The organism is Microvirga sp. RSM25 (assembly GCF_044784385.1).
GTDB classification, from domain to species: domain Bacteria; phylum Pseudomonadota; class Alphaproteobacteria; order Rhizobiales; family Beijerinckiaceae; genus Microvirga; species Microvirga tunisiensis.
In genome coordinates this window covers 2,551,745-2,565,746 of sequence record NZ_CP173039.1, presented here as the reverse complement: position 1 = coordinate 2,565,746, position 14,002 = coordinate 2,551,745, and the positions used below count along the sequence as shown (strand labels likewise).

The 14,002-nt window shown below is 63.6% G+C and carries 16 protein-coding genes; 15 read left to right on the top strand and 1 reads right to left on the bottom strand.

Going from position 1 to position 14,002, the window contains the following annotated elements; all coding sequences use genetic code 11:
• The first annotated feature begins 66 nt into the window (after positions 1-66).
• From secY to ACD578_RS12080, 13 genes are all read left to right on the top strand, one after another.
• Entirely contained in the window at positions 67-1,404 is a 1,338-nt protein-coding gene (gene secY / locus ACD578_RS12140) for a preprotein translocase subunit SecY (RefSeq protein WP_152712956.1), read from the top strand.
• A 55-nt stretch (positions 1,405-1,459) separates the two neighbouring features.
• On the top strand, positions 1,460-2,041 hold the full coding sequence (locus ACD578_RS12135; RefSeq protein WP_404293362.1) for an adenylate kinase: 582 nt from the start codon (positions 1,460-1,462) through the stop codon (positions 2,039-2,041).
• A 193-nt stretch (positions 2,042-2,234) separates the two neighbouring features.
• The gene (rpsM, locus tag ACD578_RS12130) at positions 2,235-2,603 is read left to right on the top strand and encodes a 30S ribosomal protein S13 (protein WP_036353015.1); all 369 of its coding nucleotides are present in this window, start codon (positions 2,235-2,237) and stop codon (positions 2,601-2,603) included.
• Positions 2,604-2,769: 166 nt separating this feature from the next.
• Entirely contained in the window at positions 2,770-3,159 is a 390-nt protein-coding gene (gene rpsK, locus ACD578_RS12125) for a 30S ribosomal protein S11 (RefSeq protein ID WP_036353018.1), read from the top strand.
• Positions 3,160-3,247: 88 nt separating this feature from the next.
• Positions 3,248-4,270, top strand: a complete 1,023-nt coding sequence (locus tag ACD578_RS12120) for a DNA-directed RNA polymerase subunit alpha (RefSeq protein WP_338105373.1) — start codon at positions 3,248-3,250, stop codon at positions 4,268-4,270.
• Between the two features lie 123 nt (positions 4,271-4,393).
• Positions 4,394-4,816, top strand: a complete 423-nt coding sequence (rplQ, locus tag ACD578_RS12115; RefSeq protein WP_404293359.1) for a 50S ribosomal protein L17 — start codon at positions 4,394-4,396, stop codon at positions 4,814-4,816.
• Positions 4,817-5,024: 208 nt separating this feature from the next.
• Positions 5,025-6,431: a Do family serine endopeptidase gene (locus ACD578_RS12110; RefSeq protein ID WP_404293356.1), complete on the top strand. Its 1,407-nt coding sequence runs from the start codon at positions 5,025-5,027 to the stop codon at positions 6,429-6,431.
• Positions 6,428-6,874, top strand: coding sequence for a GNAT family N-acetyltransferase (locus ACD578_RS12105; RefSeq protein ID WP_404293354.1), 447 nt, complete (start codon positions 6,428-6,430; stop codon positions 6,872-6,874). Before ACD578_RS12110 ends, ACD578_RS12105 begins: the two co-directional genes overlap by 4 nt.
• The gene (locus tag ACD578_RS12100; RefSeq protein ID WP_404293351.1) at positions 6,871-8,193 is read left to right on the top strand and encodes a replication-associated recombination protein A; all 1,323 of its coding nucleotides are present in this window, start codon (positions 6,871-6,873) and stop codon (positions 8,191-8,193) included. The genes ACD578_RS12105 and ACD578_RS12100 overlap by 4 nt, the downstream gene beginning before the upstream one ends.
• 3 nt (positions 8,194-8,196) lie before the next feature.
• The gene (crcB, locus tag ACD578_RS12095) at positions 8,197-8,583 is read left to right on the top strand and encodes a fluoride efflux transporter CrcB (RefSeq protein ID WP_404293348.1); all 387 of its coding nucleotides are present in this window, start codon (positions 8,197-8,199) and stop codon (positions 8,581-8,583) included.
• A 43-nt stretch (positions 8,584-8,626) separates the two neighbouring features.
• Entirely contained in the window at positions 8,627-9,919 is a 1,293-nt protein-coding gene (locus ACD578_RS12090; RefSeq protein WP_404293346.1) for an RluA family pseudouridine synthase, read from the top strand.
• 123 nt (positions 9,920-10,042) lie between these two features.
• On the top strand, positions 10,043-10,504 hold the full coding sequence (locus ACD578_RS12085) for a hypothetical protein (protein WP_152712950.1): 462 nt from the start codon (positions 10,043-10,045) through the stop codon (positions 10,502-10,504).
• Positions 10,505-10,625: 121 nt separating this feature from the next.
• A complete protein-coding gene (locus tag ACD578_RS12080; RefSeq protein WP_404293343.1) occupies positions 10,626-11,216 on the top strand; it encodes a GNAT family N-acetyltransferase in 591 nt (196 codons plus the stop codon).
• An 11-nt stretch (positions 11,217-11,227) separates the two neighbouring features.
• Here the strand turns inward: ACD578_RS12080 and ACD578_RS12075 are convergent, their stop codons facing one another.
• Positions 11,228-11,695 (bottom strand): hypothetical protein, encoded by a 468-nt coding sequence (locus ACD578_RS12075; protein ID WP_404293341.1) that lies wholly within the window; start codon positions 11,693-11,695, stop codon positions 11,228-11,230.
• A 143-nt stretch (positions 11,696-11,838) separates the two neighbouring features.
• Here ACD578_RS12075 and ACD578_RS12070 point away from each other — a divergent pair, with 143 nt between their 5' ends.
• Together ACD578_RS12070 and ftsH are read left to right on the top strand one after the other, a co-directional pair.
• A complete protein-coding gene (locus ACD578_RS12070) occupies positions 11,839-12,114 on the top strand; it encodes a GNAT family N-acetyltransferase (protein ID WP_152712947.1) in 276 nt (91 codons plus the stop codon).
• A gap of 163 nt (positions 12,115-12,277) precedes the next feature.
• Positions 12,278-14,002, top strand: coding sequence for an ATP-dependent zinc metalloprotease FtsH (gene ftsH / locus ACD578_RS12065; protein ID WP_404293339.1), 1,725 nt, complete (start codon positions 12,278-12,280; stop codon positions 14,000-14,002).

The window sequence follows — 14,002 nt, the reverse complement described above, 5'->3', positions numbered from 1 at the left end:
CGTCTGATCGCGTGGCCGCCGTTTGCGTGATGACCATCACGTATCAGGTATTTCGGGGACACCACTATGGCCTCAGCAGCCGAACAACTTGCGGCAAACATCAATTTCGGCGCCATCGCCAAGGCCGATGAGCTGAAAAAGCGCATCTGGTTCACTCTGGGCGCACTCATCATCTACCGTCTCGGAACCTACATTCCGCTGCCCGGCATCGATCCGGAGGCTCTCCGGCAGAGCTTCCAGGGCGCCAGCGGCGGCGTGCTCGGCCTCTTCAACATGTTCTCGGGCGGTGCCGTGGAGCGCATGGCGATCTTCGCCCTGAACATCATGCCGTACATCTCGGCGTCGATCATCGTCCAGCTCCTCACCTCCGTTCTGCCGTCCCTCGAGGCGCTCAAGAAGGAAGGCGAGGCCGGCCGCAAGATCCTGAACCAATACACCCGCTATCTCACAGTGCTCCTCGCCCTGTTCCAGTCCTGGGGTATCGCGGTCGGCCTACAGAGCTCCGGCACCATCGTGCAGGCGCCCGGACCGTTCTTCCTCATCTCGACCGTGATCACGCTCACGGGCGGGACCATGTTCCTCATGTGGCTCGGCGAGCAGATCACGTCGCGCGGCATCGGCAACGGCACCTCGCTGATCATCTTCGCGGGCATCGTGGCCAATCTCCCGACCGCCATCGCCGGCACGCTCGAGCTCGGCCGCCAGGGCGCGATCTCGACGGGTCTGATCATCGGCGTGATCGTGATGGCCGTCGCCATCATCTACTTCGTGGTGTTCATGGAGCGCGCCCAGCGCCGTCTGCTCATCAATTATCCGAAGCGCCAGGTCGGCAACCGGATGTATGAGGGCCAGACGTCCTTCCTGCCGCTCAAGCTGAACACCTCGGGCGTGATTCCGCCGATCTTCGCGTCCTCGCTGCTGCTGCTGCCGGCGACCATCGCCAGCTTCCAGACCAGCACGGACGGCACCGGCATCATCTCCATGCTCACGACTTATCTGGGCCATGGGCGTCCGGCCTACATGTTCATGTATGCCGCTCTGATCGTGTTCTTCGCCTTCTTCTACACGGCAATCGTTTTCAATCCGACGGAGACGGCGGACAACCTGAAGAAGCAGGGCGGTTTCATCCCGGGCATTCGCCCCGGCGAGCGCACGGCGGATTTCATCGATCAGGTTCTGACCCGCATCACGGTGCTGGGTGCCGCTTACCTGGTGATCATCTGCCTGATTCCCGAACTGCTGGTGTCTTATGCGGCTTTGCCATTCTACTTTGGCGGCACTTCGCTTCTGATCGTGGTGTCTGTTACCATGGACACGGTCGCCCAGGTGCACGGCCATCTCTTGGCTCACCAGTATGAGGGCCTCGTCAAGAAGGCGAAGCTCAAGGGCGCACGCAGACGCTAAGATTGAAGCATCTCGCCAAAAGGCGGGCACACTCGACGAAGTCAGGGGGGCGTCGATGAGGATCATTCTGCTGGGGCCGCCGGGAGCCGGAAAAGGCACTCAGGCTGTTCGTCTGGTCGAGCGGCTGGGGATTCCCCAGCTTTCAACAGGCGACATGCTCCGCGCAGCCGTGGCTGCCGGCACGCCGGTCGGCCTCAAGGCCAAGGCTGTCATGGACCGGGGCGACTTGGTGTCCGACGATATCGTCGTCGGCATCATCGCCGACCGAATCGAGGAGCCGGACGCCAGGAGCGGCTTCATCCTCGACGGTTTTCCGCGGACGGTGGCCCAGGCCGAAGCCTTCGACGCCATGCTGGCCGCCAAGGGCCTCAAGCTCGATGCCGTCATCGAGTTCAAGGTGAACGAGGCCGAGCTGGTCGACCGGATCGTCAAGCGGGCCAAGGACACCGAGGCCCGCGGAGAGCCGGTCCGTAAGGACGACAATCCCGACGTGTTCAAGACCCGGCTCGAGGCCTACAGGAAGCAGACGGCCCCGCTTTCGGCCTATTACGACAGCAAGGGCATGTTGAGGACCGTCGATGGCATGAAGCCCATCGACGAGGTGACTGACGCGGTCAAGGGAATCCTGGGTCGCTGAAGGAGAAGGGCTTGACTAAGGGGTTAATTTCCGTTAGGGGCAAGCTCTTGCACAAGAACCTGCATATCCAGAGGGCTTCGTGAGGGGCCGCTCTGGATTGTTGTGTTTCGCATAAGCCCGCGCAGGGGCCGGCCTCCACCGGACGCGCGATAACCAAAACCCGAAGCATTTGCTTCCTACATGGAGATGGACGATGGCCCGTATTGCAGGCGTCAACATTCCGACTGCCAAGCGCGTTGTGATCGCGCTTCAGTATATTCACGGCATTGGGCCCAAGAAGGCTCAGGAGATCGTCGAGAAGGTCAACATCCCGGCCGAGCGCCGCGTGAACCAGCTGACCGACGCCGAGGTTCTGGCCATCCGCGAGACGATCGACCGCGACTACATCGTGGAAGGCGATCTGCGCCGCGAAGTGTCCATGAACATCAAGCGCCTCATGGATCTCGCCGCTTACCGTGGCCTGCGCCACCGCCGCAGCCTCCCGGTCCGGGGCCAGCGCACCCACACGAACGCCCGCACCCGCAAGGGCAAGTCGAAGCCGATTGCCGGCAAGAAGAAGTGATCGTAGGGCGGCCTGCCGCCCAGGATCATTCCCGGGCCTGACCCGGGAATCTCGTGCCGAGTCAGGCGCCAGAATTTGAATGCGATGGCCGGGTCAAACCCGGCCATGACGAAAGTTGAAACTCCCGAGCGCCTGGAACGACGGGCGCGCTTGAAGGATCTTTGGAATGGCTAAAGAAGCTACCCGCGTCCGCCGCCGCGAACGCAAGAACATCGTTTCCGGCGTGGCGCATGTGAACGCCTCGTTCAATAACACCATGATCACCATCACCGACGCCCAGGGCAACACGATCTCCTGGTCCTCGGCCGGCGCCATGGGTTTCAAGGGTTCGCGTAAGTCGACCCCGTATGCGGCGCAGATCGCCGCTGAAGATGCGGCCCGCAAGGCTTCCGAGCACGGCATGCGTACCCTCGAGGTCGAGGTGTCCGGTCCCGGCTCCGGTCGTGAGTCGGCTCTGCGCGCCCTCCAGTCGGCCGGCTTCACCGTCACCTCGATCCGTGACGTGACGCCGATCCCGCACAATGGCTGCCGCCCGCGCAAGCGTCGCCGCGTCTAAGGTTATCCTGCGCGTGGGTCTCCACCCACGCGCGTTCCGGTTTAAAGGGCTGGCCCAAAACCTCCCTTCAAGCCGTACCTCATGAGGTGTGGTTGTGATCCAAAAGAACTGGCAAGAGCTGATTAAGCCGAACAAGCTTGAAGTCGCCCCCGGCGACGATCCGAAGCGCATTGCGACGGTCGTTGCGGAGCCGCTTGAGCGTGGCTTCGGTACGACGCTCGGCAACTCGCTGCGCCGGGTCCTCCTGTCGTCGCTCCAGGGCGCGGCAGTGACGGCGGTCCATATCGACGGCGTGCTGCACGAGTTCTCGTCCATCCCGGGCGTCCGCGAGGACGTGACCGACATCGTCCTCAACGTGAAGACGATCGCCATCAAGATGCAGGGCGAGGGCGCGAAGCGCATGACGCTCCGCAAGACAGGCCCCGGCGCCGTGACTGCCGGCGACATCAACACGGTCGGCGACGTGCAGATCCTGAACCCCGAGCTCGTGCTCTGCACCCTGGACGAGGGCGCCGAGATCCGCATGGAGTTCACGGTCGACACCGGCAAGGGCTACGTTCCCGCCGAGCGCAACCGTACCGAGGACGCCCCGATCGGCCTCATCCCGGTCGACTCGCTCTACAGCCCGGTGAAGAAGGTCTCCTATCGCATCGAGAACACCCGTGAGGGCCAGATTCTCGACTACGACAAGCTGATCATGACGGTCGAGACCAACGGCGCCGTGACGCCTGAGGATGCCGTGGCTTATGCCGCCCGCATTCTGCAGGATCAGCTCCAGGTCTTCGTGAACTTCGAAGAGCCGCGCAAGGAAGAGGCTGCCGCTGCCGCACCGCAGCTGCCGTTCAATCCGGCGCTCCTCAAGAAGGTGGACGAGCTCGAGCTGTCGGTCCGCTCGGCCAACTGCCTGAAGAACGACAACATCGTCTATATCGGCGACCTCATCCAGAAGTCCGAGGCGGAAATGCTCCGCACCCCGAACTTCGGCCGCAAGTCGCTCAACGAGATCAAGGAAGTTCTCGCCGGCATGGGCCTGCATCTCGGCATGGACGTGCCGGGCTGGCCGCCGGAGAACATCGAGGACCTCGCGAAGCGCTTCGAAGAGCACTACTGAGTTTGTAGAAGCCGCCTTTCATTCGGAAGGCGGCTTCTATTCTGCCCCCCGTCAACAGGGCGGGGATCATAAGAGAGACGGCCGTACCTTGGCACGGCGGCCGTAAAATCAAGGAGAAAGCCAATGCGTCACGGATTCAGTGGTCGTCGCTTCAACCGCACGACCGAGCACCGCAAAGCAATGTTCGCCAACATGGCGGCTGCGCTGATCAAGCACGAGCAGATCGTCACGACTCTGCCGAAGGCGAAGGACCTGCGTCCCGTCGTCGAGAAGCTGATCACCCTCGGCAAGCGCGGTGACCTGCATGCCCGCCGCCAGGCCATGTCCAAGCTTCGCGACGAAGCCATGGTCAAGAAGCTCTTCGAGGTGCTCGGTGCCCGCTACCAGGACCGCCAGGGTGGCTATACCCGCGTCCTCAAGGCCGGCTTCCGCTATGGCGACAACGCCCCGCTGGCCGTGATCGAATTCGTGGATCGCGACGTGGATGCGCGCGGCCGGGATTCGGGCCCGACCATGAAGGACGAGCTCGTCGAGGCAGCCGAGTAAGCTCTCGGCTCCAGGAATGTCATTCAGGGCGGTCTTCGGGCCGCCCTTTTTGTTTGCAACGGTCCGATGCTCCTTTTCCTGTGGGACGCATCGTCCTTCGCGGAAAACCGGATCCACATTTCCGAGCGACGCGCTAACGCTGCGGAACTTGGTATTTCGGGTTCTGCGTTTTATCGAAAGACGTCGCTGAACAAAGGATTCGCCCGCTATGCGCTTTTCGCCGTTTCGCCTGTCATTGTCCGCTGTCCTGTTGGCTCTCGGAGTGGCGGGGGGGCAGGCTCAGACCCAGCGCGTCGTCCCAGACAGCAAGGCGCAGGTCCAGCTCTCCTTCGCGCCCGTCGTGCGCCAGACGGCGGGATCCGTCGTGAACGTCTATGCCACCCGCTCGGAGCGTCGGCAGAACACCGGCATGGAAGAGTATTTCCGGCGCTTCTTCGGCGACAATGCGCCGGGCGTTCCCCGGGGACGTTCCCAGAGCTCCCTCGGCTCCGGCGTCATCGTCGACCCGTCCGGCCTCGTGATCACGAACAACCACGTCATCGAGAACATGAACGAGGTGAAGGTCGCACTCGCCGATCGGCGCGAGTTCGCGGCTGACATCCTGCTGCGCGATCCACGCACCGACATCGCCGTGCTGAAGCTCAAGGACGCCACGAACCTTCAGGCCGTCGAACTGGGCGATTCCGAGGCTCTGCAGGTCGGCGACCTCGTGCTTGCCATCGGCAATCCCTTCGGTGTCGGGCAGACGGTGACCCAAGGCATCGTTTCGGCCCTGGCCCGCACCCAGGTGGGCATCTCCGACTATCAGTTCTTCATCCAGACCGATGCCGCCATCAATCCGGGCAATTCGGGCGGCGCGCTCATCGACATGAACGGCCGCGTGATCGGCATCAACACGGCGATCTATTCACGCTCCGGAGGCAGCATCGGCATCGGCTTTGCCGTTCCCTCGAGCATGGTCCGGGTGGTGCTGAACTCGGCCAGGGGCGGTGCAAAGAATGTGGTCCGGCCCTGGCTTGGCGCGCGCCTCCAGCCCGTGGATGGCGATATCGCCAACGGCCTGGGCCTGGAGCGCCCGACCGGCGTTCTGGTGACCTCCGTCTACGACAAGGGACCGGCCGCAGAAGCCGGACTCAAGCGGGGCGATGCGATCCTGTCGGTCGACGGACAGTCGGTCGATAATCCGGATTCCTTCGGCTATCGCTTTACCCTGAAGGGAACGCAGGGACAGGCTCCTCTCACCGTGCTCCGGGGCGGCAAGCAGACGACCATCCAGGTCAAGCTGATGCCCCCGCCGGAGAATCCCTCGCGAGAGCCGGTGCGGGGCCGGACCCGGACGCCGTTCGCCGGCGCGACGCTCGTGAACATGTCGCCTGCCGTCGCCGACGAGCTGCAGATCGAGATTGCGGATGACGGGGTGGTGGTTGCGGACCTCGACGAGCGCAGCGTTGCGGCCAATGTCGGCTTCGAGAAGGGCGATCAGATCGTGGCCATCAATGGCGAGCGCCTGGCGTCCACCAAGGACGCGGAACGCGTCATCGACCGGAACAGCGGCTATTGGGAGATCACCGTTAGCCGGGGCGGACGGGTCTTCACAACGGTGCTCGGCCGGTGAGTGCCTGGACCATCTCGAACGAGCTGTCACCGAGGGATATCGAGACCGCCTATCGCTGGATTTCCGCTGAGAGCTACTGGGCGAAGGGGTTGCCGCGGGACATTTTCGAACGATCCGTCGGGAATTCTCTGTGTTTCGGCCTGCGCGATGCCGCCGGTGATCTCCGCGGCTTTGCCCGGGCCGTGACCGACCGTGCGACCTTCGCGTACCTGTGCGATGTCTTCGTCTGCCCGTCAGTGAGGGGGCAAGGGGCCGGAAAAGCCCTGATCCAGGCGGTCGTGGAGCATCCGGACCTCCAGCTCCTCCGGCGCTGGATGCTGATGACCCGGGATGCCCACAGCCTTTATGAACCGTTCGGCTTCAAAGCCCTGGAAAATCCTGAGAGATTGATGGTTCGGCTGGACCCTGACGTCTATGCCCGCTTAAGCTCTGAAGGACGATGAGCGACCTGTTTTCATCCGCCGGCCTCGACCAGAATGCGCCTCGTCCGCTGGCGGACAGGATGCGGCCGACCAAACTGCCGGAAGTGGTCGGCCAGGATCACCTCGTCGGGACGGATGGCATCCTGAGCCGGCTCATCGCATCCAAGACCTTAGGGTCCCTGATCTTCTGGGGGCCGCCCGGCACCGGCAAGACCACGGTCGCGCGCCTGCTCGCCCATGAGACGGATCTTCACTTCGAGCAGATCTCGGCGATCTTCTCAGGCGTGGCGGATCTCAAGAAGGTCTTCGAGGCGGCCCGCCAACGCCGCTCGATCGGCAAGGGCACGCTGCTTTTCGTCGACGAGATCCATCGCTTCAATCGCGCCCAGCTCGACGCCTTCCTGCCGGTCATGGAAGACGGCACCATCACTCTCGTAGGCGCGACCACAGAGAATCCGTCCTTCGAGTTGAACGCTGCGCTTCTCTCACGTGCCCGCGTGCTGCTCTTCAAGTCACTCGACGAGCCGGCCATCGGGCAGATCCTGGCTCGCGCCGAGGAGGTCACGGGAAAAAGCCTGCCGCTCGACGAGGAGGCGAGGGCGTCCCTCGTGCGCATGGCGGACGGCGATGGACGTGCGGTGCTGACGCTCGCCGAAGAGGTCTGGCGCTCAGCGAAGCCCGGTGAGGTTTTTGACGCGGAGCAGCTGCAGGAGATCATCCAGCGCCGCGCGCCGATCTACGACAAGGGGCAAGAGGGGCATTACAACCTCATCTCCGCCCTGCATAAAACCATCCGCGGGTCCGATCCGGATGCGGCGCTCTATTACCTCGCCCGCATGCTCGACGCGGGCGAGGACCGGCTCTTCATCGCCCGCCGGCTGGTGCGGGCGGCGGTGGAGGATATCGGCATGGCCGATCCGCAGGCGCTGGTCATCGCCAATGCGGCGAAGGACGCCTTCGATTTTCTCGGGTCGCCGGAAGGGGAACTGGCGCTGGCGCAGGCCGCGGTCTATCTCGCCACCGCGCCGAAATCCAACGCGCTCTACACCGCCTACAAGGCCGCCACGCGGGTGGCGAAGGAGCACGGCTCCCTCATGCCGCCCAAGACCATCCTGAACGCCCCGACCAAGCTCATGAAGCAGATCGGCTACGGCGAGAGCTATCGCTACGACCACGACGAACCGGACGCCTTTTCCGGTCAGGATTACTGGCCCGAGAAGCTGGGGCGGCGGGAATTCTACGATCCGGTGGATCGCGGCTTCGAGCGGGAGATCAAGAAGCGGCTCGACTGGTGGGAGAGACTACGGCGTGATCGGCAGGGCGAGGACGAGCAGGAATAATCCATGAAATCCTATCTCCTCGTCTTCCTGGGCGCCGGAATCGGCGGCGCGCTCCGGCATGGGGTGAATGTCGGCTGCGCCCGGGTGTGCGGAATGGCGTTTCCGTGGGGGACGCTCACGGTGAATGTCCTCGGCTCCTTCCTCATTGGAGCTCTTGCCGGATGGCTTGCCTTCAAGGCGAACGAGGGATGGAGCCAGCCCTTACGGCTCTTCCTCACCACCGGAATTCTCGGCGGGTTCACCACCTTCTCGGCCTTTTCCCTCGATGCAGTGCTGATCTGGGAGCGAGGGCAGAACGGGCTTGCCGCGACCTATGTGGCCGCTTCGGTCCTTCTCTCCATCGTCGGATTGGTCGCCGGTCTCGGCCTTGTCCGGACGATCACGGCCTAAACCTCGATTGCCGCCTGCGCGGCGCTCTGGTACCCACAGATTCATGAGAAAAAGCGGTTCAGGACAGAATGGTGCCCGCGGCGGGCGCTCGGGTGCCCGGCAGGGTTTTCGCTCGCGCGAGGACAAGCCGGCACGCAAGGCTTCATCGACCAAGGCTCCGTCGACCAAGGCTCCGTCGGCGAAGCAGGGCGGGTTGAAATCGGCTGCGGGCAAAACGCGCGCGGCGTCGGCTTTGCGCGAGAAGCCGGCTGCGCGGCCGAACCAGGCAAAGCCCGCGACTGCGGAGGCTCCACGCCAGCCGACACGGGCTCAGGCCAAGGCGGCCGCCCAGGAAGTCCTGGCAACGGGCGTGCAGACCCTCGTGGTCGAGCCCGACGAGGCCGACATGCGCGTCGACCGTTTCCTGGTCGCCCGTTTCCCGCAGCTCGCCTTCACCCACATTCAGCGCATCGTCCGTAAAGGCGAGCTGCGCATCGATGGCAAGCGGGCGCAGCCGAATGACCGGCTGGCGGCCGGCCAGAAGGTTCGCATTCCGCCCTTGAAGCTCGATCAGCAGCGGCCGATTTCCCGCAATGCGGCCAAGGACCAGGACGACCGCGAGTTCCTGAAGTCGATCACGCTCTATGAAGACAAGGACGTTCTCATCATCAACAAGCCGATGGGGCTCGCCGTCCAGGGCGGATCGGGCACCAAGCGGCATGTCGACGGATTGCTCGAGGCGCTCAAGGACGACGAGGGACAGAAGCCGCGCCTCGTGCACCGCCTCGACAAGGACACGGCGGGCTGCCTCGTCATCGCCAAGACGCGCTTTGCCGCGTCCACCATGGCGAAATCCTTCCGCGCGCGCACCACGCGCAAGATCTATTGGGCGCTCGTCGCCGGCGTGCCGCGTGTCCGGCAGGGCAGGGTGTCGACTTACCTCGCCAAGGAAGGCGACGAAGGCGATTCCCGCATGCGCGTCGCCCAGCATGGCGACGAGGGTGCAAGCCATGCGCTGACCTATTACGCGGTCGTCGATACGGCGGCGCAGAAGCTTGCCTGGCTGTCGCTGAAACCCGTCACCGGACGGACGCACCAGCTGCGCGCCCACGCGGCCCATATCGGTCATCCCATCGTCGGCGATCCGAAATATTTCGACATCGAGAACTGGGAGCTGCCCGGCGGCATCCAAAACAAGCTGCATCTCCTGGCGCGCCGCATCGTCATCGCCCATCCGCGGACTGGGAAGCCCATCGACGTCACCGCGCCGCTGCCGCCTCACATGCAGCAGAGCTTCAATCTGCTCGGGCTCGATACAAGCCGCTACGATCCCATTGTGGAGGCCCCTGAAGAGTAGCTTTCATACCTCCTTCGATCCTTCTCCCTGTCGCACTTTCGCCGCGCATGGCGAGCAGCATCGGACGGATCTCAGAAGTGATGTCCACTTTTGGGTCCGATGCTCCAGGCAAGGAGGAGATCGATGGAACACAAGCCTCTTGATCAGCTCCGTAGCGTAGCCGACGTTCAGCCGAGACCCCTGTCTCGCGAGGAACGACTTCAGCGTTGGATCGACCTGCTCGAACGGGATCCCAAACGCCGCCTGAACTCCCTTGGTGAAATCGAGTACAAGCCGCCGGCAGAGCGCGCCCTGGTCCGCGAGGACAACTCGCCGCTCACGGTCGCGTATGACGACCCCGTCCTGCGTGCGGACGGACTGGCGAGCGACCGGCTCGGTGATGCCATGCGGTACTTCGCGCTGTCGGACGGTCAGGCCCATTATGCCCTCTGCTCATGCCTGAGCGGACGCACGATGGAAGCCGTGACCTGTGCTCAGAGATTGCGGAACGCGACAGGCAACGTCGCCTGGCAATCGGCCGTCGGCGCCTGGGTTCTGGCGGCACTGGCCGTGAGTCTGCCGGGCCTCGTCTACCTGCTGAGCTGAGCGCTATCGAACGAAAAACAACCACGTCAGGAGGCTTCGAAGCCTCCTGACGGTGCCTTGGCCATTGCAGGCCGTCCCTGAATCGGGGACAAAGCGGCAGACCGCAAAAGGCACTTTCTCCATGCTGCACATCGAGCCCGTCACCCTCTCCACCGACCGATTGACCTTGCGTCCGTTGAGCCTCGCCGATGTGCCGGCTCTGGGCGTCGCCGCCAGCGATGGCGAGTTGTGGGAGAAGAAGACCACGACGGTGCCCCGGCCCGAAGAGTTCGAGGCTTACGTGCAGAAGGCCCTGGAGCTTCAGGCTGCAGGTCTCGCTCTCCCTTTCGCAACGGTGGTCAACGACGGCAATCGGGTTGTCGGCTCGACACGCTACATGAATATCGATGTCGCCAATCGCCGGGTCGAGATCGGCACCACCTGGATCGCAACGTCCTGGCAGCGGACTTTCGTCAACACGCACGCGAAGTTCCTCATGCTGCGGCATGCCTTCGAGGTTCTGGGCTGCCTTGCCGTCGAAATCCGCACGCATGCCCGCAACGACCAATCCCGTGCCGCCATCGAGCGCCTGGGCGCCAAGCTCGACGGCATCCTGCGTCAGCACATGATCATGCCCGACGGGCATATCCGCGACACAGCGGTCTACAGCATTGTCCGGGAGGAATGGCCTGCGATGAAGGCGAGACTCGAGCCCCGGCTGGCTTCGGCTTGAGGATGTGAGGCTCAGATAAAGCCGTGTTCCCGCAGCCGCTCGATCGAGGCGGCTGCATTGCGATGGTGGATGAAGATGCCGCCTGCTCCTTCCCAGAGATGGCGATACTTCTCGCGATCGTCGACCAAGGCATCTCCGGGACGGCAATGTTCGCGCTTCAGGGCGGCCGTGGTGGTGATCACCTCGACGCCGGGAAAATGCCGCTCGGCCCAGCGTCGCTTCTGCGGCTCAGCCCAATTCCCGCGGGGCAGACCCGTCAGAATGACAGGGTTGAGGTGGCGAACGGCCTCGAACAAATCCATGGCATCGGGGAGCGGCTCAAGGGTGTTGAAGAAGTCCGGGGTGGCAGCAATCTCCGACCAGAAGCGTTTCAGGCCGAACCGGCGTTCGTATACGGCCGGAGGCATGCCGAAGATTTGGGCCGCGCCTTTGTCGAAGTCGGCCAGGACACCGTCGCAGTCCAGGAACACAGCCGGCATGCCCAACCTCTCTCGATCATCCCAGTCCGAAACCAGCCATCGTTCGGCATTGTTCCTGCCTGTACCCCAAGCTTCGCCGCTCCCGGAACGCCGTCGGCCGAATCACGTTGGTCTCTGACAGGTTCCATAAGGTGAGTTGAAGCATGAGCAGCACTGTTCGCGACAACGTCGCCCGCCATCGATTCGAACTGGAACGAGACGGGCAGATCGCTTTCGCCAATTATGAACGGCGCGGGTCCGATCTCGTGATCCGGCATGTGGAGGCTGCCATCCCCCTGCGCGGCACTGGCGCCGCAGGCGACCTGATGCGCGGCGTGGCCGAGATCGCACGATCGGAAGGGCGGTCGATCACGCCACTTTGCGGTTATGCCTGGGCCTGGATCCGCCGTCACAAGGAATACAGCGATCTTCTGAACTGAGCGGAACCTCCCCGTTCGGTGGGTGTGCCCATTCGCCGTACTGCGATCTGCGTCAAAATAGACTAAACAGCGGCTCCTCCAAAAAACTTCATACTGCGCTATGGGGGCGCCGCCTGTGACCAACGTTCTCGAAAAAGCTAGAAGGGTTCTGACCAAGAAGAGCGTGGCTGTTTCAGCCGCCATCCTTGCCCTAGTCATTGCGGCCGCCGTGTTCATCGGTCCCCGCCTGCTCGCAGAGCCTGCTGTCGAGATCACCTATTCCGAGTTCACCCGGCAATTGGCTGAAAAAAAGGTCCAGAAGGTCCTGATCGAGAGCGGCGGCCTCTCCGTCTCGATGGCGGACAGGAACGTTCTAGTGCGCATGCCCAATGGTCTCGTGAGTGCCGATTACATCGAGCGGATCACGGCATCCGGGGCAGAGGTCGATTTCAAGAAGCCCGGCTTCGATGCAGCCCATCTGGCCAGCATTCTGGTGCCGCTCGTCCTCGTGGGGGCCGTGCTCGTGATGCTGGCGATCCAGACCGATTTCAAGCCGACCTCGCGCTGGCCTCGTGTGATCCGGAGCATTCCCAACCGCTTCGACGATGTCGCCGGCCAGGAAGAGGCCAAGGCCGAGCTGCAGGAGGTCATCGCATTCCTGCGCGATTCCGATGCCTTCAAGAAGGTGGGAGCCCGCATCCCCCGCGGCCTCCTGATGGTCGGACCACCCGGAACGGGCAAGACGCTCATCGCCAAGGCGCTGGCCGGTGAGGCGGGGGTCTCCTTCATGGCCGTGTCAGGCAGCGACTTCTCGGCGCCTCTGATTGGCATTGCCAAGGGTCGTGTGTCCAAGCTCTTCGAGCAGGCCCGGAAGAAGGCGCCTTGCCTGATCTTCATCGACGAGATCGACGCCATCGGTCGCAAACGCGGGGGCGGCGGATCGGCAGCCGATCGTGAGTTCGAGTCGACGCTGAACCAGCTCCTGGTCGAGATGGATGGCTTCAACACCACCGCCGGCGTGATCGTCATCGGCGCCACGAACCGCGTCGACGTGCTCGATCCGGCTCTCCTGCGCCCCGGCCGCTTCGACCGTCAGGTCCATATCGGGTTGCCCGATATCGGCGGCCGTGAGGCGATCCTCAACGTTCATGCCCGCAACGTTAAGCTCGCGGAAGGTGTGAGTCTCGCTTCCATCGCCAAGGGCACGCCCGGCTTCTCGGGAGCCGATCTCGGCAATCTCCTGAACGAGGCTGCGATCTTTGCGGCTCGCGAGGGTGGCGAAGCGGTCACGCGTGACCATCTCGAGGCAGCCCGCAACAAGATCATCATGGGTCTCGAGCGGCGCTCCCTCGTGATCTCGGACGAGGAGCGCAGGCTGGTGGCCGTCCACGAGGCGGGCCACGCGCTCTGCGCCTGCCTGCTGCCGGCCTCCGACAAGGTGCACAGCGCCACCATCATCCCCCATGGCCAGGCGCTCGGCCTCGTGATGCGGCTGCCCGATCACGACCGGTTCTGCATTCCGGTGGAGAAGCTCGAGGCGGACCTGATCGTCGCCATGGGCGGCCGCGCGGCCGAGGAGGTCGTGTTCGGCCCCAAGAAGGTCACGACCGGGGCCGCCAGCGACATCGCTCACGCCACCAACATCGTCACCAAGATGGTCACTGAATGGGGCATGAGTCCGGCCATCGGCATGGTCCGCGTGGCGCGCTCGGGCGATAGCCTCCCGCGTGAGGTCGAGCAGGAAATCCGCCGCATCATCGACGAGATGTATGCGGCGGCCAAGACCTGCATCGAGGACAACCGCGATGCGCTCGATGCCTTGACCAAGGCGCTTCTGGAGCATGAGACCATCGAAGGCGATGAAGTCCGCCAGATCGTCGCGAAGCAGGAGACGAGACTGGCTGCCTGA

Coding starts and splice junctions, on each gene's coding strand:
- ACD578_RS12135 (WP_404293362.1), top strand. CDS start 1,460: ATGAGGATCATTCTGCTGGGGCCGCCGGGAGCCGGAAAAGGCACTCAG.
- ACD578_RS12110 (WP_404293356.1), top strand. CDS start 5,025: ATGCGCTTTTCGCCGTTTCGCCTGTCATTGTCCGCTGTCCTGTTGGCT.
- crcB (WP_404293348.1), top strand. CDS start 8,197: ATGAAATCCTATCTCCTCGTCTTCCTGGGCGCCGGAATCGGCGGCGCG.
- secY (WP_152712956.1), top strand. CDS start 67: ATGGCCTCAGCAGCCGAACAACTTGCGGCAAACATCAATTTCGGCGCC.
- ACD578_RS12100 (WP_404293351.1), top strand. CDS start 6,871: ATGAGCGACCTGTTTTCATCCGCCGGCCTCGACCAGAATGCGCCTCGT.
- rpsK (WP_036353018.1), top strand. CDS start 2,770: ATGGCTAAAGAAGCTACCCGCGTCCGCCGCCGCGAACGCAAGAACATC.
- ACD578_RS12075 (WP_404293341.1), bottom strand. CDS start 11,695: ATGCCGGCTGTGTTCCTGGACTGCGACGGTGTCCTGGCCGACTTCGAC.
- ACD578_RS12085 (WP_152712950.1), top strand. CDS start 10,043: ATGGAACACAAGCCTCTTGATCAGCTCCGTAGCGTAGCCGACGTTCAG.
- ACD578_RS12070 (WP_152712947.1), top strand. CDS start 11,839: ATGAGCAGCACTGTTCGCGACAACGTCGCCCGCCATCGATTCGAACTG.
- rplQ (WP_404293359.1), top strand. CDS start 4,394: ATGCGTCACGGATTCAGTGGTCGTCGCTTCAACCGCACGACCGAGCAC.
- rpsM (WP_036353015.1), top strand. CDS start 2,235: ATGGCCCGTATTGCAGGCGTCAACATTCCGACTGCCAAGCGCGTTGTG.
- ACD578_RS12090 (WP_404293346.1), top strand. CDS start 8,627: ATGAGAAAAAGCGGTTCAGGACAGAATGGTGCCCGCGGCGGGCGCTCG.
- ACD578_RS12080 (WP_404293343.1), top strand. CDS start 10,626: ATGCTGCACATCGAGCCCGTCACCCTCTCCACCGACCGATTGACCTTG.